Here is a 20,665-nt window from a genome sequence, read left to right as displayed (position 1 = left end):
TATAAGTAAGTGAGCGACTTCAAAAATGAGCAGAAAAATTGAGTTATTAGCCCCAGGTGGCGATGTAGAAGCGATAAAAGCCGCCATCGTAGCGGGTGCTAATGCAGTTTATTGTGGTTTAGACACATTCAACGCTCGTAACAGAGCCTCTAACCTATCGTTAGACGAATTGAATGGTGTGATTCGCCTTGCTCATGAATACGGCTGTGAAGTGTTCCTGACTCTTAACGTTGTGCTACTGGAGCACGAGACTAAGAGCATCACCAAACTGCTGAACCAGCTTGTGAACACCAAAGTCGATGGCATCATTGTTCAAGACTTGGGTTTATTCAACCTGGTTAAGAAGCATTTCCCATCGTTAGACGTTCACGCGTCGACTCAGTTAACTACGCACAACGAAGGCCAGATTAAGTTCTTGTCTAAGATTGGCGCGACGCGCGTTAACTTGTCTCGTGAGTTGAACCTGCCTGAAATCAAGATGCTGACGGAAGTGGCACACGATCACGATGTACTAACCGAAGTGTTCGTACACGGCGCTCTGTGTATCGCATTCTCTGGTCAATGTTACTCAAGCTCAGTAAGTGTGGGTAACTCAGGTAACCGTGGTCGTTGCAGCCAAGCGTGTCGTGATGAATACGAAATCACCAATGCAGGCAACAAGTTCCCACTCAACCTGAAAGATAACTCAGCATACTACGACCTACCTGAATTGGTTGACGCGAAAGTCGACTCACTGAAAGTAGAAGGCCGTATTAAAGGCGCACACTACGTTTACACCGTGGTAGACACATGGCGTAAACAGATTGATAGCTTTGTAGAAAGTGGTTTGTTGATCGAAGACGATTCGAACCTGCACAAAGTATTCAACCGTGATTTCACCAACTCTTTCCTAAAGGGCAACCTAACGAAAGACATGTTCATCGATAACCCGCGCGACAACAGCATGAACTACGCTGTTGAGAAAGCGACGGAGCAGAACAACGAAATCTCAGTAGTACAAATTCAAGAAGTGACCAACGAACTTCACCAAGCGAAAGACGTTCTTGGTAACGAAATGCGTGACAAGATCGAGTTCCTTGATATTCGTAAGACACCAGTAGCCCTGTCGTTCAGTGCAAAAGTGGGTCAACCATTTACGGTGACTGTGAACACGCCAAAAGAGAACTTTACCCTTCAATCTAAATCGCTATTGAAAGCGGTTGAAGAGAAGGCTATTACTCAAGAGCTACTTGAGAAGCGATTCAAAAACGTGAAGAGTGCGGTTCACACACTAGAGAGCCACGACTTCAGTGAAGTGGATGCGGGCTTGCTGATTCCTCTTAAAGAGGTTTCGGATCTGAAAGACGAGATCGACTTCATTCTGAACGGTTCTGTGGAAGTGATTAAGCACGTTGAAGTGCCTGCACTGCCTCAACACCCTAAAGTGAACGAGAAGCCGACTATGTCGATGCTTATCGCTGACGTTGAAGACTTACACCTATGTGATGTGACTGACGCGGATGTTTACTTCAAACTGCCAGAAAGCTTCAAGAAGCGTTGTAACAAATACATCGACATCTTGGCAGCAAACCCACGTTTGATTCCTTGGTTCCCAGCGGTATTGATCGGTAAAGATTACGACGAAGCGGTTCGTATTCTAGAAGAGATCAAGCCAGCTCGCATCGTGACTAACAACACGGGTATTGCTTACAAAGCTTATGAGATGGGAATTGAGTGGGTTGCAGGCCCGTTCATGAACACAACCAACTCTCACGCACTGGTTACTTTGAAAGAAGAGCTTAACTGTGCTGGCGCATTCATTTCGAACGAGATCAACAAAGGTCAGATTCGTCATATTCGTCGTCCAGAGAACTTCAAACTGTTCTACAGCATTTACCACCCAATCTTGATGATGACTAGCCGTCAGTGTTTCTTCCAAAGAACAGTGGGTTGTAACAAGCCAAGTATTGAAGCGGGTTGTATGTTGAAGTGTGAGAAAGCAACCACGATTACCAACGTGAAAGGCATCTCTTTCGCGGTTGATAAACAGAAGGGTGGCTACCCAAGCATTTACAACCACGAGCAGTTTTTGAACCATGACGCAGTGACAGATTTCTCTGGTCTGTTCGACGAGTTCTTCATTGACCTAACCAACATCGGTGCAGGTTCTAAAGAAGTGAAAGATAAAGTCGAGCTTATCAAGCATTTCGAAGCGCTACTGAACGGCGTAGAAGGTTCACAACAGAACCTAGAGCAGATGGTTGAAGTTCGAACTAACGCTCAGTACGTCCAAGGTCTATAGGGTTCAAGGTTTATAGCTTCCAAGGTCGAGAGCACTCAAGGTCTATAAGTCTTAACCGCTGATAAGCATTCTGAACCAATAAACAAAAGGCCACTCAATCGAGTGGCCTTTTTAATGTCTGAAACTTTCTGAGTCTTTCTCAATCAGCGAATACGTTATTCTGTCACGGCTTCTTGTTTGAAGCATGGGCTTTTCAACGTGTTCATCTTTTCGATTTCATTGGTTAAGCGTAACGAGAGCAGGGCTTTTTGGTTTGAAGCAAAATCAAACATCACGATAGTTGCGGTGCCGATGGTCGTCAGTTTCTGCTGAGCCTTACTGACAATCGCGTATTCCATAATGAACCGGTCATCTTGAATGTCGGTAACACGTGAGCCAACCATCAAGGTATCTGGATACGTGACTGGGCGGAAATACTTACAGTAAGTGTCACCTAGAACAGGACCAACTTTGGTAATCGCCATCTCTTCCATTAGCTCGACGTGTTTGAAAAAATCTAAGCGAGCGGTTTCGAAATAGCGAAAATATACTGCGTTGTTAACGTGATTGAGTGCGTCCATTTCTCCCCAAGCGACAGGGATTTCTGTTACTACCGGGTAGTCAGATAATAGTGCTTCCATGCGAACTCTCTTATGCTTATCTGTGTAATTAACGTTATCGACTTACCCTTCATCGGGATAAGTTGTTATTGGAATAAAACCCTACCGCCAAATTAACAAAACTGCAACACGTGTGATTCAAGTTTTTGAAGCTCGAAACCACACAATGTCAGTCACTTAGTTACACCTGCACGCAATGGTTAGGCACTAAGGTGTTTGAACTGCAGCTCAACCAAGCGTTGGTACAATTCGCAGCTATTGATGAGAGACTGGTGGTCGCCGATGTCTACTAGCTGTCCTTTATCGAGCACCGCAATCTGGTCGGCGTGTTTAATTGTTGATAATCGATGGGCGATAATGATCGTCGTTCTGCCACGCATTAACTCTTCTAACGCTTGTTGTACGTGATGCTCACTTTCGCTGTCTAGTGCACTGGTTGCTTCATCCAACAATAGAATATTCGGATCTTTCAAGATGGCACGTGCGATGGCAATACGTTGTCTCTGCCCACCAGAAAGCCTTACACCACGCTCACCAAGAAAGCTGTTGTAGCCATCTGGTAGGTTCTGAATAAACTCGTGCGCGTGTGCTTTCTTAGCCGCTTCGATAACTTGCTCGTCTGTTGCCTGCGGGTTGCCGTAGCGAATGTTATGGAACACATCATTACTGAACAGAGCAGGTTGCTGCGGCACCAATGCCATCTGCTTTCTTAGCTCGTTAGGATCAAACTGATTTAGTTCAACGCCGCCTAACGTCACTTTACCCACTTGTGGGTCGTAGAAACGTTGCAGCAGCTCGAATAGGGTAGTTTTACCTGCGCCAGATGGGCCAACCAGTGCCAATACTTTGCCTTCATGGGCAGTGAGCGTGAGGTTGCTTGTTGCGGGCTGGTCCGGTCTTGATGGGTAACAGAAGGTCACATCATCAAATGCGACCTCTGGCGTTACGTTAGCAAGCGAAGTTGGATTCGTGACTGGCGCAACAATATGGCTTTCAACTTGTAGGATCTCGATTAATCGCTCGGTCGCACCTGCCGCGCGTTGCAGTTCGCCCATCACTTCAGAGATCGTACCTAATGACGAAGCAACCATGATTGCGTAGAACACAAACGCGGCTAAATCACCTGCTGACATAGTGCCGTTAATAACATCACTGCCGCCAACCCAAAGCATGCCTGCGATAGCACTGAATACAATCACGATAACGCCAGATATAAGAATCGCGCGCTGTTTTACACGCTGACGGCCAATCTCATACGCCTTTTCCACTTCAACCGCGAATGACGCTTTCTCTTGCTCTTCTCGGCTGTAGCTTTGCACCGTTTTTATGTGCTCGATCGCTTCACCTGCGTAAGAGCCGACATCAGACATTGAATCTTGGCTTTGACGAGATAGGGCTCTGACACGACGCCCGTACACAAGGATCGGAATCAAGATAAACGGCACCGAGGCCAATACAATCAACGTCAGCTTAATATTGGTCGCGAACAACATGATGATTGCACCTGCACACATCAACGCGCTGCGCATCGCCATAGAGAACGATGAACCTATGATGCTTTGAAGCAGAGTGGTATCCGTTGTGATGCGCGACATGATGTCTCCACTGCCATTGGTCTCGAAGTAACTCGGATGCAGCGTAACGACATGATTGAAAACCGACAAGCGAATGTCCGCACTCACGCGTTCCCCAACAGAAGAAACCAAATAGAAGCGGAAGAAAGTACCAATCGAGATCAATACGACCACGACCATGATGAATTGAATCGCGCTGCCTAAATCTGAGAGTGATTGTTGGCTGAAACCTTGGTCGATGAGAAGACGAATACCGTGTCCGACGGAAAGGGTTAAGCTTGCCGTGAAGATCAACGCGATCAACGCTGCAATAACACGACCTTTATAAGGCTTAATGAATTTACTGAGCTCAAACAAAATACTGAGGCTTTTTTTCTCAGGTTTGGCATCGGGATTATTTTGAGTCTGTCGCTGAGTTGAGTCGAGCGTAGAAGAGACATCGTTTTGCATATGACTGCCTTAATGTGTTGTCGCTTTAAAATAGATGGCTTGTTACTTGTTACTTATTGCTTATGACTTATTGCCTGTACTGCGCGTTGTTCGCTGGGAAGTAATTGCTGTTGAGAATAGAACCCATTAAAGCATTTATTGCGCTGTGACGCTCCCTAGGAAACTCAATTTCCAATATTTCCTCACCTATAAATGAATAATTCGAAACGATCTGAAAGGAAAACTAAGCATTCTGATTCAGTCAGTTCGATACTAAAGTAGGGGAGTTACCCCTAATTTTTATGCAAGTAAATTGGCGTTTATAGGAGAGTGTACTCATAAGTTACCAATCGAACGATGATTATAAATTGATAGCGAAACGATTGCTTTTTGTCTCGATATTAACTTTATCAATGACTTGCAACTTTTGGTTGTAAGACCAGTTATAGCGACTGTTTTTTGTGCAATATTTGTTACAAAAATTCAACAAAGTAGTTTTTTATACATTTTTCTTGCATAAAACCTCGGATTGAATAGAATAACCAACAAATGACAATTAATGCAGTATTGTGGCATGAGTATTCAAGTAAAGAGCATCAACAAATCATACGGTGATACCCAAGTTCTTCACGACATCAGTTTCGACTGTGAGAGTGGCGAAACCTTGGTATTGCTTGGCCCAAGCGGCGCGGGCAAGAGTTCATTACTGCGTGTATTGAACCTGCTAGAAATCGCGGACAACGGCGAATTAGACATTGCGAACGAGCAATTCGACTTTTCAAGCCAAATCCAAGAGAAGCAGGGGCTTAAACTTCGTCGTAAAGTCGGCATGGTGTTCCAGCAATACAACTTATGGCCACACATGACGGTGATGGAAAACTTGATTGAAGCACCAACCAAAGTGGCGGGTTTGGATAAGCAAGAAGCGATTAAGCAAGCTCAAGAAGTACTAAAGACACTTCAACTTGCTGACAAAGCAGACGCTTGGCCACTTCAACTATCTGGCGGTCAACAACAGCGTGTTGCGATTGCTCGTGCTCTTATGATGAAACCGGATGTGTTGTTGTTTGATGAACCAACAGCGGCGCTTGATCCTGAGATCACCAACCAAGTCGTGAGCATTATTAAAGAATTGAGCGGAACGGGCATTACCCAAGTGGTCGTAACGCACGAAGTCGATTTCGCGAAGAAAATTGCTAGCCACGTTCTGTACCTAGAGAAAGGGTACATCGTGGAACACGGCACCAGCGATTCATTCGTTAATCCGCAGACACCTGAGTTTGCCGAGTATCTGACTCATTAAGTAAGTCAGTTACTAAAAGAAAGTTGACTCACTAGATTTAGCTAAACACAACATCAATTAAAACAATCAAATTATAAGAATGGCCACAGGCCGCTATTACACAGTATTCGGAGTAACAAAATGAAAAAGATTCTACTAGCTTCACTTATCGGCCTTGCTTCTTTCAACGCAGCAGCTCAAGAAGAAATCAAATTCGCAATGGAAGCAACTTACGCACCATTCGAATACATGGATGAGAACAACCAAATCCAAGGTTTTGATGTAGATCTAGCAAACGCACTTTGTGAAGAGATGAAAGCGACATGTACTTTCCACAACCAAGCGTTCGATAGCTTGATCCCTGCACTTAAATTCAAACGTTACGATGCCGCTATCTCAGCAATGGACATCACTGAAGCGCGTCTTCAACAAGTAAACTTCTCTAACGCTTACTACGATAACTCTGCAGCATTCATCTCTTTCGAAGGCAAAGTAGCAGACCAAGCCGCTCTAGAAGGCAAGCGTGTTGGTGTTCAAAATGGTTCGACTCACCAGAGCTACCTACTTGAGCAAATGACTGGCGTAACAGCAGTACCTTACTCAAGCTACCAAGATGCATTCATCGACATGAAGAACGGTCGTATCGATTCTGTATTCGGTGACACAGCTGTTGTAGCTGAATGGTTCAAGAAAGAAGACAACCTAACGTACGTTGGCGGCCAAGTAACAAACCAAGAGTACTTCGGTAACGGCTTTGGCATCGCAGTAAACAAGAGCAACCAAGAGCTTGTAGACCAGCTTAACGTTGCACTGGCAGCAGTGAAAGCGAACGGCGAATACGACAAGATCTTCAACAAGTACTTCGGTAAGTAATTTATGGAATTAACGGGTTACTCTTTAGGGCTCGTCGAAGCAAGCTGGATGACTGTTCAGCTTGCGTTCGTAAGCCTATTGGTTGGATTGGTTCTAGCAGTTTTGTTTGCAAGTGGTGAGATGTCTCGTCGTATCGCAATCAAATGGCCAACGGCTGCATTTGTGACGATTGTTCGTGGTTTACCAGAAATTCTGGTCGTACTGTTTATCTACTTTGGTTCGACACAAGTTCTGTTCATGATCACTGGCGACTTCATAGAAGTGAGCCCGTTCTTATCTGGTGTTGTTGCACTGTCACTTATTTTTGCTTCTTACGCTTCGCAAACCTTGCGTGGTGCTTTGAAAGCAGTAAGCAAAGGGCAGAGAGAAGCAGCAAGCGCGCTTGGTATTTCTCAGTCTCGTGCATTCTTTCGTATTGTGTTACCTCAAGCGGTAAGACACGCACTGCCAGGATTAACCAACCAATGGTTAGTGTTATTGAAAGACACAGCGTTAGTTTCGCTGATTGGTGTAACAGATTTGCTGAAACAAGCACAACTAACATCAGCGGCAACGCACGAAGCATTTACTTGGTACGCGACAGCAGCAGCAATCTACTTGGTCATCACTTTAATCACACAAAGACTAGTAAAAGTGATTGATGGTAAGTTCTCTATTCAAGGTTTGGGTAACAAAGGGGCAATGGCATGAATCAACAATACCTCTCTCAAATGCTTGAAGGCTTAGCGACCAGTATTCAACTCACAGGCGCTTCACTGCTTGTTGGTTGTATCTTGTCATTGCTGATGACGGTTACGCTAATCCTAAGAATACCAGCCATTCACTGGTTCACTCGCGGCATCATCACGCTGTTCACTGGCACACCATTATTGGTGCAGATCTTCTTGGTGTATTACGGCCCGGGTCAGTTCGATTGGATTCGTGAAAGCTTCATGTGGGCTTGGTTAAGCCAGCCGTGGTTCTGTGCGATGCTAGCATTAGCTTTGAACACCGCCGCATACAGCACGCTACTGTTCAGAGGTGCGTTCAACGCGATTCCAGCAGGTCAGTGGGAAGCATGTCGCGCGCTAGGCATGGACAAAATCGCAACGCTTAAAGTGTTACTGCCATACGCTTTGCGCCGTGCTGTTCCAGCTTATTCGAACGAAGTGATTCTAGTCTTCAAAGGTACGTCACTGGCAAGCACCATCACCATCATGGATTTGATGGGCTACGCTCAGCGTATCAACGGCCAAACCTACGACACGCTCACCGTGTTCGGCATTGCTGGCGCATTTTACTTAGCAGTGAACGGCATACTAACGCTGATCTTCCGTCAGGTAGAGAAAAAAGCGCTCGCTTTCGAAGCCGCGTAAGCCAGTCACTCACAAGCTTAACTAACGTATAAAAGCCTGCCATTTATGTTCGCATAGATGGCAGGCTTTTTGATGTTTGGGGTATGTAAGGTGAGTACAGTGTTTACGTACAGTTCAGTGGGATTTTCGCAAAAATCATACTATATAGAAACATTCTGCATTTTGTCATTCAATGAGTTTATCTATGTTTTAAGTCACTGAAATACTATGATTAATCGTGATAGATTACCGTGCATATGAAACTAGATAGAAAGATTCTATATTTAAATGCAGAATTTTTCGGTCTAATAGCTGTTATACGAATAAGGAAAATTTGGAATATGGAAATTAAAATAGACGATCTATCGGGTGGTGAAGTCATTGAATTACTCGAAGAGCACTTGGCTGATATGTATGCAACTTCGCCTCCAGAAAGTGTTCATGCTCTAGATGTCGATGCACTTAAATCATCAGATATTACATTCTTCAGCGGTTGGGTTAACGGTGAATTACAAGGTTGTCTTGCTATCAAGCAACTCAATCCCCGTCATGTTGAATTGAAATCAATGAGAACTTCTAGTTCATCCCGAAAGTCCGGTGTTGCAACTAAGCTGTTAACTCATGCTTTGAATACTGTTATCGACAAGGGATACCGCAAAGTTAGCCTTGAAACCGGCACTCAACAATTCTTCCAACCAGCTCGAAATCTGTATGAGAAATTCGGGTTTACCTATTGTGAACCATTTGCCAACTATGAACTCGATCCACATAGTCACTTTATGACACGGGAATTGGTGGAAAAATTCGTATAACAAAGCATTTAAGACGGATTCCCAACGCTTGGAATTTTCGGCTTACTTTGGGTTAAGTGTTTATGTCACAATGGTTTAGGCAGGGTGGTAGCGTTGCTCACCACTTAATGCGGCGTTATAAGGCTCGAAAATAAAAGGAACTTTCGTGGAAATTAGAGTAGGGCAACTAAGCGATGTTGCAGCTATTACAGACATCTTCAATTTTTACATTGAGCACACTAATGCTCGTTTTGAAGAATGCGCATTTACGCAAGATAATCGTCTAAATTGGTTCTCTCAGTTTTCAAGCAATAGTAAGCATCAACTTTTCGTTGCTACCGAAAATGGGGAGTTGCTAGGTTTTGCATGTTCCCAACTATATAGGGACATTTCAGCATTTGAAGATGCGGTAGAAGTGACAGTGTACCTTGCTTCAACAGCAAAAGGTAAAGGAGTTGGTTCAAAACTATATTCCAAACTGTTCTCATCAATTTCTGATTACGGAGTCCACAGGGTGTTGTCAGGTATCGCATTACCTAATGACGCTTCAGTTGCTCTACATAAACGTTTTGGTTTTAGAGAAATTGGCGTATTTAATGAATATGCAAAGAAAAATGGTCAGTACATCAGTTCGGTTTGGTTGGAAAAGGCGCTTGACTAAACGTCCGCCTTATAACAAACGACTATGGCGTCAATGATTAGTTTTTGGCTGTATTTTCATCCCACATTGCGCCATCTCTCAGCATAGAATTAAGGGTCACAACCATCTTTCGAACACATGCGATTATTGCGACTTTCTTTGGCTTCCCAGCAGCTAAAAGTCGAGCATATGTTGCTTTGAATACGGGGTTACATTGCATGGCCGACATCATTGCCATATATAAAACTGTGCGTACTTGCGCTCGACCACCTTGGATTACGCGCTTACCTTTGTAGCGACCACTTTCGCGTGTAATTGGAGCTACACCAATCAGTGATGCCGCTTGTTTATTCGTGATGTAACCAAGTTCAGGTACGTTGCTAATTATTGATGCAGCGGCAATGTTTCCTATTCCTGGGACGCTCTGCAATATTGTGTTTTTTGCCTGGTATTCAGGGCTATCTTCAATGAGTTTAACGAGCTTTTCTTCTAACTTGGTGATTTGATTCTTTATCGTGGTTAGCATTGGTTTGATAGTCGGATGGAGAGAAGCGGGAAGTATCTGGATTCGGTTCTTTTCCATGGTTTGCATGGATAACAACTGGTTTCGGCGAATAACTAAGTCACTCATTAAACGTATGTTTTTTGGCTTTATGACAGTAAAAGCTGGTTTGATTGCTTCACCATAGTGAGCGATCAACTCTGCATCTAAACGATCATTTTTGGCTCTGCGGCCAATAGCATCAGCGAATCGTTTTATGTGGACAGGGTTTGCTCTAACAATAGGTAGTTGAGCCTCTGCACATGCAAGAACAAAAGGCATTTCTAATCGGCCTGTTGCTTCAATAACTATACGTTCAGGATTATGACTTTTAATTGTTTTGAGTGCTTTCTTGATGCCTTTTTCATTGTTCTCTACTGAGAAAAATAGGTCTAGTGGCCTGATATGGATGTCTAATTGTGTTTTGCCGGTATCAACTCCAACGTTGATGCTTTGATTGATTTTGGTATTCATAATAAGCTAACTCATGCTTGCGTAATGCGGGTTCGAGACCCAGTCGACTATTCGAGGTTTATGCTTGAAGTCCTATGTAGCGTTCATGTTTGTTATCGGTCTCTCGATAGAGGAGCCAGCGTTTAAACGAACTACTACATAGAAAGCTTTAGTTGCAGCTAAAGCCTGGGTCTCACATTACCCGATTGGAGTGCTTATTATCCATACAAGCGTTTAAGGCAGATTCCCAACGCTTGGCGGCTTCAGTTCAAAGTCTAGTTTAAGTGTTTATGGCACAATGGTTTAGGTTAGGTGGTGGCGTTGCTCACTACTTAACGCGGCGTTATGCCTTTTGGGAGAAATACATGTCAATTCCAAAACATTCTGAGTTGTTTGATTATGCTAAAGGGGCTTATTTCGCTGATAGCTTTTCGCGCGAAATCCCTAACAATGACCAAACCGCACTCGATATCTATCTTGAAATCGCGAAACAAACACCAGCGTGGGTTTCATTCTTAATGGCAACGAGAAATCGCATCGTATCAGTGCTTGGTCTAAAGAACTTAGGCCGACTTCAGGATGCTATGTCAGCGGAAAATGTAGCAAAAATTAGCGTTGGTGAGAGAGTCGGTATTTTCACGTTACTTAGCAATAGTGATACTGAAATTGTCTTAGAGGACAGTGACAAACATCTTGATGTAAGAGTGTCGTTTTTACTGGACGTAGTTGGCGATAAAATTACAGTACACGCAACCACGGTGGTGTATGTACATAACATGTTTGGCAAAGTGTACATGTTTTTTGTTGCTCCAGTTCACAAGCTCATCGTCCCTAGTTCTTTGAAAACGTTGGCACAGGCATAACAAACGACTATGGCGTCAGTGATTAATTTTTGGCTGTATTTTCATCCCACATGGCGCCACCTCTCAGCATAGAATTAAGGGTCACAGCGATCTTGCGTACACACGCGATTATTACGACTTTCTTAGGCATCCCGGCAGCTAAAAGTCGAGCATAAGTCGCTTTGAATACGAGGTTACATTGCATGGCTGACATCATTGCCATATATAACACTGTGCGTACTTGCGTTCGACCGCCTTGGAGCTCGCGCTTACCTTTGTAGCGTGCACTTTCGCGTGTTATTGGAGCGACACCAATGAGCGGCATATTTGCTATTGTAGTTAGTAGTTAGTAGTTTAGAGCGAGTTACCGACTTATGAAGTATGACCTTACCATTTTGGTCTACGGCATGAAGACTAAAGTAGTTTTTAGCTAGGTCGATACCGCAGAAATAAGAATAATCAGACATGGTGCCTCCGATGCATTTAAGTACCACATAAGTGTGGCAGATCCTCGGTAGGGGGAATCCATGTCATTCGTTAGCTGGGTTTTAATTTTTGCAGAAACTTTACAGCTTCAATATGCTGTAGTCTTTCGTACCTACGGCTTAAATGTTTAAATTGCCTTAGTTTTCTCTTATAGGTTAAAGGTGTCTATTGTGAGTAAAGTATTGGTTAGTTCATGTTTACTTGGGTGCAAAGTTCGTTATGACGGCAATGATTTAAAACCTGAATCTCCTGAGTTTCAGAAGTTTGTCGAAGCAAATGAAATTGTCTCTTTCTGCCCTGAAGTTGCTGGAGGTTTGCCAACACCTAGAGTTCCGGCTGAAATCTGTGGAGGCGATGGCACTAACGTCATCGAAGGCTCTTCGAAGATCATGGGAAAAGATGGCTCTGACGTAACAAAGGAGTTCCTCAAGGGAGCTAGGTTAGCTTTGAAAATTTGTCAGCAGGAAAATATCTCAAGTGCGATTTTAACGGATGGGAGCCCTTCTTGTGGCAGCTCTCAGATTTACAATGGAAAATTTGAAGGAACAAAAGTTGTTGGCGTGGGCGCCACTACTGCATTACTTCGCCAAAACGGTATAACTGTTATGAGTCAGCATGACGTTGCTAACTCTAAAAATAGCCCAAGTGAGTAGCTTGTAATACAACTAACAAGAGACTAAAGCAGATTCACACTAATTGGTTTGATTCAACTGTGTTGATTTAGGTGCCAGGGTTTAGATTAGGCGGTGATGTGCTGACAAATAATAGAGGGATCATGAGTAAAATCTATTTCGTATGTGGCTTTATCGGTTCGGGTAAAACGACTTACTCTAAATCGCTTGCAGAAAAGCATGGCGCTTTTCGTTTTTCGATCGACGAGTGGATGATTCCTTTGTATGGCGAGCATATGGAGCGTGAGGTTTTTGATAGCCGACTGGCTACGCTTCAAGGCTTATTCAAGGACTCTGCAATGCAACTCTTTTCTTTGGGTATTCCTGTGATTTTCGACTTTGGTTTTTGGCGTAAATCTGACCGAGACTCTTTTACAAGCTGGGCATCAAACCTAGGTGTGGACAGCGAAGTTCACTACCTTGATGTTCCGTTTGAGACTTGTAAGAAGAGGGCATTTAGTCGTAACTCGAAACTCAATGGTAAGTCTTATGAAATGACACCAGAAATGTTAGATCTGTTTTGGTCTTGGTTTGAGGTTCCAACTTCAAATGAAAATGTTGTTTGGGTTCAACAGGAAGCTTGATAAGGTATGTAGTCAGGCGCGAACGTGAGTGGCGTTTTTGTTATCTAGCTTGTGTTCTAAGTCTCACGTTACATTGGGTTTATGAAAGTCTGAGTCGTCCATCGAATAGTAGTGCAACAAGGGCATTTCTCATGCCGTATTTTTGGTAATTAGTTCTTCCTGTCGATTATCGAATTTGTCCTAAACCCACTATTAAGGCAGGGAACCCCAATGAATAGAACGCTATGGTTCGCACTCATTTCGCTTTTGTTTTCAATGACAATGGTATTTTGTACATACAGTTATGGCACAGAGAGCCACGTTGAAGTAATCACACTCACTTTAGTACTGTCGGGCCCTCTGATTTTGACCTTTGCGCTTGTTGTCATCTTTTGTGGCGCACCTGTCATTAACAGGCACAAGTTACTTGGAACCGTTGTAATTTGTGTGCATGGATTTACAGCCTCACTGCATGTGCTGTGGAACGGTTTTATGTTTGTCGATGTGATTAATAAACAAGGCTTAGGTCCGGGACAAGGTTATTCTGGTTTGATACTTTGGGTGGGTAGTATCAAGGCGATGCTACTTGGTTTGGTTGTGGGAGTATGCCTGCATTACTTGCTACGATTATTTAGAAAGGCCGCAGTAAGATAGCGGTTGGCTAGTTAGTGGGTTGTTCGTTGTCTATAGGAGTTGTCGCTGTGTTTTATAGTAAGGAATTCAACAAGGGATTGCTGCTCATCCTTGTTGCGTTAAGTGCTTTCATTGTCGTTACCTCGGATAATAACCCTGGGACATTAATCGCTCACGCCATCAATGGTCTAATTGCTTTGCTCTTTTTCTCCATGACAATTGAGGTCAAAGACAATGTACTAAGCTGGTATTTCGGCTTTGGTTTTTGGCGTAAGAATGTCGAAGTATCAGACATTACAGAGACATCGTTCTATCAAAGCAAGTGGTATCAAGGTATTGGTATCCGAATGCTGAATGATCGCTGGTTGTATAATGCATCGATAGGTTCAGCGCTGAAGTTAAGCTTAAGCAATCGAAAGCATGTTTACATTGGTTGTAAGGATACGGACGGTTTAAAGCTGGCCTTGAAAACCGCTAACGAACAGATAACTGAAAAATGATTTACTACGCTTGGCACTTTTCATATCAAGTTGGACTAATTTTTAAGGCTCTATGCTTTAAGTGAGCTGCACTTTAATATCTCAACAAGTGAATCGGAGATTGAATGGACAAAGCAATCAAAACACATTTCGATGAGTATCCCGATGATGTTCGAGCTCGGCTTGAAGAGTTGCGTGCATTAATTTTTGAACTTTGTTCTGATTTGGATTTAGGTGACGTCGAAGAGTCTCTGAAATGGGGCGAGCCGAGTTACAGCGTTAAGACGGGCAGTCCAATTCGAATCGATTGGAAATTAAAATCGCCAAATAACTATTACTTGTTCTTTAACTGTCAAACGAAGCTAATCGACACATTCAGAGAATTGCACGATGGCACATTGGCATTTCAAGGTAATCGGGCAATCATCTTGAACCTAACTGAACCACTTCCCAAAGCACCAATCAAGCAGTGCTTAGAGTTAGCCTTAACTTATCAACAACGAAAACATCTACCGCTTCTTGGCGCGTAATTCTTACGCGCTGTCATTATTTTTCTTAAACTGGTTATCTGTGTTCTAGCTATCACTCTTTAAAGCGTTAAGACTGTACCATCTTGATTAGTATCAAGAGGCTAGGGAAGCTCTATAACCAACGCTGATTGTATTGCTTACCGTTTAAAAAGTTGTTCTAGTCACCTTGTATTTCAGACTTAAAAGGAAGTTGTATGAATTTAGATAAAGCCAAGAAACGCATCGCAAAGCAGGTTAAAAAAGGCGACCACGGATACCCAAAAATCACGTTAGCGTACTACGGAGCGACCAAAGAACTCGCAACGGAAGTCGCGGTTCAATTCATGTTGGGTGAGGGCGATGGTGTTCAAGAAGAGCGTTTTTCTTGTGAAACCGAAATTCGAGATAATGAACTAATCCAAACGACGTTACTCAAGATAATCGAGCGCGCTAATGTTAACTCAGTGATTGAAGTTGAAGGCGTAGCTGTTCTTTAGTTTTGTAAGAATCAGTCGGCGTGCTAGAAAAATTTACTCATAATTTATCAAGGAAGAAACGTTATGAAATTAGCTCAGTTAAATATCGCTTTGGCGAAATACCCGTTAGATGCGCCAGAAATCAAAGAGTTTGTCGATAACTTAGAGTTGGTTAATGGAATCGCAGAAAGCAGTGAAGGGTTCGTTTGGCGTCTGAAAGATGAATCTGGTGATGCGACCAATATCCAAGCTTTTGATGATCCGAATATGATTGTGAATATGTCGGTGTGGGACTCTGTAGATTCGTTAAAGAACTTCATGTTTCGCACACATCACCGTGATTTTATGCGCCGAAAGGGTGACTGGTTTCATCGTTTACCTGAAGATACTTATGTTCTTTGGTGGATCGAAGAAGACCGTATTCCCACACTCGAAGAAGCGATAGAGCGACTTGAACACCTCAGAGAAATCGGTGATACGCCGTATGCCTTCACTTTTAAAACCAATTTTACAAAGTCAGAAGCGCCAAAGTAGCGTTCATAGATAACCAAGGTTATGTTTTTTAGACGTTTTATAGCAATCCCCGTGAAGATGAGTCGATTGTTGGTATGATGTTTCTATAGTCTTCGAGAGGTTTAATGATGTTGAAAATGAAAAGTAGTGTACTTGCGGTGTGTTTATTTGGTTTCAGCATGGTTGCTACTGCTTCAACACTGGAAGAGTGTGCCAAACTCCTTCCAGATGGTCACACGTATAAAGTAGAGATCATTTTAGACGTAGATAAGACTGAGAAGGATCCAGTGGTGAAAGGCAGTTTTGGTGTGACGGGCGGAGCCGATGCGCCAGATACTTTCGATATCGGTGGTTTTGTCGAGTGTGCTGGTCCTCTGATCAAAACCGTAGATACAGACAGCAACGATGCGTCTAATTCCTAGTCACTGGTTGTCGCGTAAATAGTTCACTTTCGTCATGGAAGACATGATCAGGGGTACTTAAACTAGGTTGAGGTGAATAGGTTAATTATGGGCGACTATTTAGATATTTGGTTTACGGTTACCTCCTTAGTTTTTATTGTAAGCTTACTTTCAGCTCTTTTTGTTGGGGTCTGGCGTAAAAATATAAAAGCGTTGATTCTATTAAGTGGAGTCGCAGCAATCAGTATCGTTCTGTTTCTCTCTCAGAAGTATCAAATCCGAAAGCTCCTCGCTGAAGAGCTGAGCGTGTCGAGTTTCGTTGTGGAGGCTCATGAGGAGTTTGAGGAATCTAAATTGTTAGACTCTTTGAGAAGTAGTAACTACGTAACGATAAATAGAACGAAGCCTTTATCAAAAAGTAAAGTACGTATTGCTATTAACTCTGGCGAGGTTGAGTTATTGATAGCTCAAGACTCTAAGAACGAAGAACTGTTTTGGATCTATTACCCTAAATACCGATTTAGTCGTTTAAACCCAATTGGAAAGGTACATATCCGTTAAACATGGGTGCACAATTGCCACAGCGACTTTCAGTAACAAAAATACCGCCGATGATTTCGGCGGTATTTTCTTATTAAGCTTATCTGAACGATTACAGCTTATTGTTTAGGTGAACAGCGTGTAGCTTTGTTAGTTCACAGAAGCTAACTCGACACTTTGTGTTTCTCTAGCGACTTTCCAATCTCCACCTAACGCTTTATACACGGCAATCGTGGTGTTGGCGGTTTGAAGCTTGGCGGCTACTTGGCGATCTTGCATCGCTTTTTGTTGTCTTTGTGCGTCTAGCACCGATAAGTAATCGACTAGGCCTGCTTTGTATAGCGACTTTGCTTTGTTCACCGCGTTATCGACGGCAAGGGTAGCTTCATCGTTTGGCTTGTTTTGAGGCAGTAAAAAGCCAGCCGATAAATCACTATCAAAGCTGGCTTTGTGTTCACATTGGACAAGACTGCTCTATTTTTCACCTTGGACTAAGCAGCTGGTTCTCTCACTTTAGACCATACTGGTTTAGCGACCGCGACCATTAACCATAACGACGATCGTTTTTGTTATGATGCTCAGGTCAGTGGCAATCCAAGATTTCATAGAACATAGACTCAGTGCGTAGCTGTGATCAAAACCTACTTTACGACGTACATCATCGATGCAGGTGTCATAACCTTGGTTCACTTGTGCAAGCCCTGTAATACCCGGCATTACGCCATAAGTGCGGTCAGCAAAGTAAGGGATTTCGTTCTCTAGTTTAGTGTAAAAAGTAGGGCGCTCAGGGCGTGGACCAATAAGAGACATTTCACCTTTTAATACATTAAACAGTTGTGGCAGTTCATCGAGACGAGTCTTTCTCAAGAATCGACCAACCGGTGTGATTCGTGGGTCATTCGCGGTTGCCCAAACTGCACCAGAGCGAGTTTCTGCATCTTCGTACATGCTACGGAACTTCATGATTTCAAATAGTTCCATTTTCTGTGGTGTTGATTTACCAACGCGAAGTTGGCGGTAAAAAATAGGACCACGAGAAGTGAGTGCAATCGCCATTGCAATCAGTGGAAATACCGGTGCTAGCAGAATCAAAGCAATCAATGAGCTTACCAAATCAAATGTACGTTTAGCTCGTGAAATTTTGTCTTGGTATAGGTTTTGAGTAGATAGCTGTTCAATGTTCATCATAATAAGTCCTTAATGATTCGCTCGTGTCCAAGGTGAGTTTTCTAGTCCGATTAGGTAACGTATGCCACCAATGAAGTTGGCGTAGTGTCCAACTATCAAATAAGAGATTAATGAAATAGGTTTGTTTACTAAACGCTTTGGCAAGATACAGCCAATTACGCCAATGGTATAAACGGTAACTTGAGCCCATAACAGTGCTTCGAACACCAAGTAGTTGCTAAGCAAGATGGAGCACACTAAGCACACAATCATTAAATATGGTGTTAGGAGGCGAAGTCCTTTTCCTGAGAAGAACGCAAACGCGATGCCTTTGAACTTCGGGCTGAACAAGCCGAACAATCGAATCGCTTGTTGCATGTTGCCCGCTGAAATACGAAGTCTTCTTTTGAAGTCTGTTTCTAGGTTCGATTCTTCTAGCTCTAGTGCCACCATTTGGGTTTCATACTCAGCAATGTAACCTTGTTTTACGATTTGCATCGGTAAGATGAAATCATCATTGATGGTATTTAAAGGAAGTAGTTCAAAGAGGAGTGTTCTGAATAAGTAGAAGGCGCCATGAGAACCTAAGCTCGAACCTAATGAAGCCTCAGACTCTTTAACGGCGGTTTGGTACTGCCAGTAAGTGTTTTCGCCTTCGTTGCCTGTTGGGCAAAGCTGATACGTTGCGTTTACCACGCCAACCTTGTCACTTTCAAAATGAGCGGCAGCAATAAGTAATGCATCCAATGAAATAAGGGCGGAAACGTCACTCAATGCTGTAAGGTCACTGGTGATATGTGTCACTTCCTCATTAATAACCGCTACTTTACCTCGGTTCAATTGGTGGTCATGTATCTCAAAATGAATATCACTACACATCGCTTCTTGGATGGTCATCTGAGCAATTGCGACCGTGTTATCGGTACAACCATCGCAAGCGATAATGACTTTCAGTTTCTTTTTTGGGTAATCGAGAGAAGCAAGGTTACGAATCTTGTCTGCAATCCACTGTTCTTCGTTAAATGCAGGAACAAGAACGGTGATGGTCGGTAACGTGCAATCTTGTTGTTCCTCTTTGTAACAACGATGACTCTCTTCAACTTGACGTGCAGGGTGGTTTTTCGCGTACCAGCGCAGCAATAAAGGGTAGGCTGCGTGATGATAGACAATCAACGCACCTGAAAATAAACAAAGTCCGGCAAGTAACCAATCGATCATGCGTAAGCTCCTTCTGAGATGCTGTTGTAAGAGGCAACCATATTCACTATGTCGAAGTTGTCTAGTACATAGTGGCGGGGTGACAAAAAGCGCTCATTTTGAGTTTCTAGTAACGCATTGGCTAACTCTATAATGCTGCCCTTTTTAACAAGGGTGCTACTGATTGGGCATAAGGTTTCATCGACAGCGCCAACGTCCATTGCGACGGTTGGAATATTGCACGCTTGAGCTTCGAGTGTTGAAAGAGGCAACCCCTCGTGGCGAGAAGGAAGGCAGAAAGTATCCAACGCTCCGTAAAACGTGGTCATGTCGTCGACTAGGCCGAGGAAGATGACTCGGTCACTGAGATTCAATCGGCTAGTGAGTTGCTCTAGTTGATTGCGTTTCGTACCGCCGCCAGCAAATGCAACAACCATGTTTTCAGGTAGAAGAGTCAACGCTTTGATGAGTTGGTCTTGGCCTTTGACATGTTCTAGACGACCTGCACAGCCGATGATGTGTTTGTCTGTTGGTAGGTTTAGGTTTGCTCTTGCATGCTCTTTCGACATTGGCTTAAATTTCTCACAATCCACACCATTTTTGATGGTAATGATGTTCTCGTAAGAAAAAGCGGTGCGGAGCTGGTTGTAAACACGTGTCGCGTCGGCAACCAACGTTGGCTGAGCAGCTTTTAAAGCAAGCGCTTGTAAACGGCGACGTTTACTATTGTTTAGGTGCCAAGCATCATGTTCAGTATGAATTCGAGTTGGAACACCCGTTACGCGGGCGGCATATCCAGCATAAAGTAGGGGGCCGATGTGATGGGTATGAACCACATCAGGTTGAATACCATTAAATGCTTTAATCAATTTGATGATGATATTGAATTGCACACCTGGTGGTTTATCCAAAAAGACGATCTGATTTTGGTACTGCTTTAATTTAGGCCAGTTGTTGATCGAGTCTTGTTTTGTTCCTTCTAGACTGACAATCAACACTTGGTCTGTTGGTTTAGCAAGGCGCAGCAAATCAAGAGTTAGGGTTTCTAAGCCACCCGGAGCAAGGTGCTGAACAACGTGTATGATCTTTTTGCCATGCTTCGTTAAATGCGTATTCATAATTTGAACCCTGCCTTTATAATTCTTGTTTCGCCTTTCTGCCGTTTCTCGTGAAGTAACTTCTTTAAAACGTTTAACTACACAAGGAGATAGCAGGAGTTGTGCCAACTAAATAATCTCTAATTTTCAATTACTTAAACACGGTTCGTCTGAGGCGGTTTTCATTTCTCAAAATGGGAATCAAAACAAAATGCGATTGAATGGCTGTTTGGATCATAGGGCTTAGGGAAATTAGGAAGTGGGTTTAAGAACTTGGGGTGTTAGACAAGCAAA

General features: G+C 43.3%; 23 protein-coding genes and 3 pseudogenes. 17 read left to right on the top strand and 9 right to left on the bottom strand.

What is annotated here, in order from left to right:
* Window positions 1-25: 25 nt before the first annotated feature.
* Window positions 26-2,281 (top strand): peptidase U32 family protein, encoded by a 2,256-nt coding sequence (locus CWO08_RS15190; protein WP_017063916.1) that lies wholly within the window; start codon window positions 26-28, stop codon window positions 2,279-2,281.
* 155 nt (window positions 2,282-2,436) lie between these two features.
* On the opposite strand, the gene CWO08_RS15185 is transcribed toward CWO08_RS15190, so the two are convergent.
* Window positions 2,437-2,901, bottom strand: coding sequence for a thioesterase family protein (locus CWO08_RS15185; protein ID WP_108020715.1), 465 nt, complete (start codon window positions 2,899-2,901; stop codon window positions 2,437-2,439).
* Between the two features lie 179 nt (window positions 2,902-3,080).
* Complete coding sequence (locus CWO08_RS15180; RefSeq protein WP_108020714.1) at window positions 3,081-4,904, bottom strand: ABC transporter ATP-binding protein/permease; 1,824 nt, start codon at window positions 4,902-4,904, stop codon at window positions 3,081-3,083.
* Window positions 4,905-5,457: 553 nt separating this feature from the next.
* On the opposite strand from CWO08_RS15180, the gene artP reads away from it, so the two are divergent.
* From artP to CWO08_RS15150, 6 genes are all read left to right on the top strand, one after another.
* Entirely contained in the window at window positions 5,458-6,186 is a 729-nt protein-coding gene (gene artP / locus CWO08_RS15175; protein WP_032545343.1) for an arginine ABC transporter ATP-binding protein ArtP, read from the top strand.
* 120 nt (window positions 6,187-6,306) lie between these two features.
* Complete coding sequence (locus tag CWO08_RS15170; RefSeq protein ID WP_102431858.1) at window positions 6,307-7,038, top strand: lysine/arginine/ornithine ABC transporter substrate-binding protein; 732 nt, start codon at window positions 6,307-6,309, stop codon at window positions 7,036-7,038.
* Between the two features lie 3 nt (window positions 7,039-7,041).
* On the top strand, window positions 7,042-7,728 hold the full coding sequence (gene artQ / locus CWO08_RS15165) for an arginine ABC transporter permease ArtQ (protein ID WP_108020713.1): 687 nt from the start codon (window positions 7,042-7,044) through the stop codon (window positions 7,726-7,728).
* A complete protein-coding gene (gene artM, locus CWO08_RS15160; RefSeq protein WP_102431859.1) occupies window positions 7,725-8,393 on the top strand; it encodes an arginine ABC transporter permease ArtM in 669 nt (222 codons plus the stop codon). Before artQ ends, artM begins: the two co-directional genes overlap by 4 nt.
* A 320-nt stretch (window positions 8,394-8,713) precedes the next feature.
* A complete protein-coding gene (locus tag CWO08_RS15155; protein ID WP_108020723.1) occupies window positions 8,714-9,184 on the top strand; it encodes a GNAT family N-acetyltransferase in 471 nt (156 codons plus the stop codon).
* Between the two features lie 145 nt (window positions 9,185-9,329).
* Window positions 9,330-9,824 carry a GNAT family N-acetyltransferase gene (locus tag CWO08_RS15150; protein WP_102530232.1) on the top strand — a complete coding sequence of 165 codons (495 nt, stop codon included), beginning with the start codon at window positions 9,330-9,332 and terminating at the stop codon, window positions 9,822-9,824.
* A 37-nt stretch (window positions 9,825-9,861) separates the two neighbouring features.
* Here the strand turns inward: CWO08_RS15150 and CWO08_RS15145 are convergent, their stop codons facing one another.
* Window positions 9,862-10,818, bottom strand: coding sequence for an IS110 family transposase (locus CWO08_RS15145; protein ID WP_108020712.1), 957 nt, complete (start codon window positions 10,816-10,818; stop codon window positions 9,862-9,864).
* Window positions 10,819-11,162: 344 nt separating this feature from the next.
* Here CWO08_RS15145 and CWO08_RS15140 point away from each other — a divergent pair, with 344 nt between their 5' ends.
* Window positions 11,163-11,660, top strand: a complete 498-nt coding sequence (locus CWO08_RS15140; protein ID WP_108020711.1) for a DUF2867 domain-containing protein — start codon at window positions 11,163-11,165, stop codon at window positions 11,658-11,660.
* 22 nt (window positions 11,661-11,682) lie between these two features.
* Here the strand turns inward: CWO08_RS15140 and CWO08_RS15135 are convergent.
* Window positions 11,683-11,958, bottom strand: a pseudogene (locus tag CWO08_RS15135) (transposase); the annotation flags it as partial.
* A 13-nt stretch (window positions 11,959-11,971) separates the two neighbouring features.
* Window positions 11,972-12,106 (bottom strand): annotated as a pseudogene (locus tag CWO08_RS24010) (IS110 family transposase); the annotation flags it as partial.
* Between the two features lie 189 nt (window positions 12,107-12,295).
* On the opposite strand from CWO08_RS24010, the gene CWO08_RS15130 reads away from it, so the two are divergent.
* From CWO08_RS15130 to CWO08_RS15090, 9 genes are all read left to right on the top strand, one after another.
* Window positions 12,296-12,778, top strand: a complete 483-nt coding sequence (locus tag CWO08_RS15130) for a DUF523 domain-containing protein (RefSeq protein WP_108020710.1) — start codon at window positions 12,296-12,298, stop codon at window positions 12,776-12,778.
* Window positions 12,779-12,900: 122 nt separating this feature from the next.
* Window positions 12,901-13,380, top strand: coding sequence for an ATP-binding protein (locus tag CWO08_RS15125; RefSeq protein WP_108020709.1), 480 nt, complete (start codon window positions 12,901-12,903; stop codon window positions 13,378-13,380).
* A gap of 210 nt (window positions 13,381-13,590) precedes the next feature.
* Window positions 13,591-14,013: a hypothetical protein gene (locus CWO08_RS15120; protein WP_102431971.1), complete on the top strand. Its 423-nt coding sequence runs from the start codon at window positions 13,591-13,593 to the stop codon at window positions 14,011-14,013.
* A 26-nt stretch (window positions 14,014-14,039) separates the two neighbouring features.
* Complete coding sequence (locus tag CWO08_RS15115; RefSeq protein WP_108020722.1) at window positions 14,040-14,492, top strand: hypothetical protein; 453 nt, start codon at window positions 14,040-14,042, stop codon at window positions 14,490-14,492.
* A gap of 104 nt (window positions 14,493-14,596) precedes the next feature.
* On the top strand, window positions 14,597-15,001 hold the full coding sequence (locus CWO08_RS15110; protein WP_102479195.1) for a DUF1801 domain-containing protein: 405 nt from the start codon (window positions 14,597-14,599) through the stop codon (window positions 14,999-15,001).
* 194 nt (window positions 15,002-15,195) lie between these two features.
* Entirely contained in the window at window positions 15,196-15,477 is a 282-nt protein-coding gene (locus CWO08_RS15105; protein ID WP_102431969.1) for a hypothetical protein, read from the top strand.
* 63 nt (window positions 15,478-15,540) lie between these two features.
* Window positions 15,541-15,990 (top strand): DUF3291 domain-containing protein, encoded by a 450-nt coding sequence (locus tag CWO08_RS15100; RefSeq protein ID WP_102431968.1) that lies wholly within the window; start codon window positions 15,541-15,543, stop codon window positions 15,988-15,990.
* A 104-nt stretch (window positions 15,991-16,094) separates the two neighbouring features.
* Window positions 16,095-16,391, top strand: a complete 297-nt coding sequence (locus CWO08_RS15095; protein ID WP_102431967.1) for a hypothetical protein — start codon at window positions 16,095-16,097, stop codon at window positions 16,389-16,391.
* A gap of 87 nt (window positions 16,392-16,478) precedes the next feature.
* On the top strand, window positions 16,479-16,931 hold the full coding sequence (locus CWO08_RS15090) for a hypothetical protein (RefSeq protein ID WP_102431966.1): 453 nt from the start codon (window positions 16,479-16,481) through the stop codon (window positions 16,929-16,931).
* A gap of 129 nt (window positions 16,932-17,060) precedes the next feature.
* Here CWO08_RS15090 and CWO08_RS15085 read toward each other — a convergent pair.
* The 4 genes and pseudogenes from CWO08_RS15085 to CWO08_RS15070 form a co-directional block, all read right to left on the bottom strand.
* Window positions 17,061-17,357: pseudogene (locus CWO08_RS15085) on the bottom strand (hypothetical protein); the annotation flags it as partial.
* An 81-nt stretch (window positions 17,358-17,438) separates the two neighbouring features.
* On the bottom strand, window positions 17,439-18,098 hold the full coding sequence (locus CWO08_RS15080; RefSeq protein WP_102431965.1) for a sugar transferase: 660 nt from the start codon (window positions 18,096-18,098) through the stop codon (window positions 17,439-17,441).
* 9 nt (window positions 18,099-18,107) lie between these two features.
* Window positions 18,108-19,295, bottom strand: a complete 1,188-nt coding sequence (locus tag CWO08_RS15075; RefSeq protein WP_108020708.1) for a glycosyltransferase family 2 protein — start codon at window positions 19,293-19,295, stop codon at window positions 18,108-18,110.
* On the bottom strand, window positions 19,292-20,392 hold the full coding sequence (locus CWO08_RS15070; RefSeq protein WP_102431963.1) for a glycosyltransferase: 1,101 nt from the start codon (window positions 20,390-20,392) through the stop codon (window positions 19,292-19,294). Before CWO08_RS15070 ends, CWO08_RS15075 begins: the two co-directional genes overlap by 4 nt.
* Window positions 20,393-20,665 lie beyond the last annotated feature (273 nt).

It is taken from the genome of Vibrio sp. 10N.286.48.B8, assembly GCF_003050085.1.
In the GTDB taxonomy this organism is placed as follows: Bacteria; Pseudomonadota; Gammaproteobacteria; order Enterobacterales; family Vibrionaceae; genus Vibrio; species Vibrio crassostreae.
Note: the sequence above shows the minus strand (reverse complement) of the source record. Positions and strands in the feature narration are given on the sequence as shown.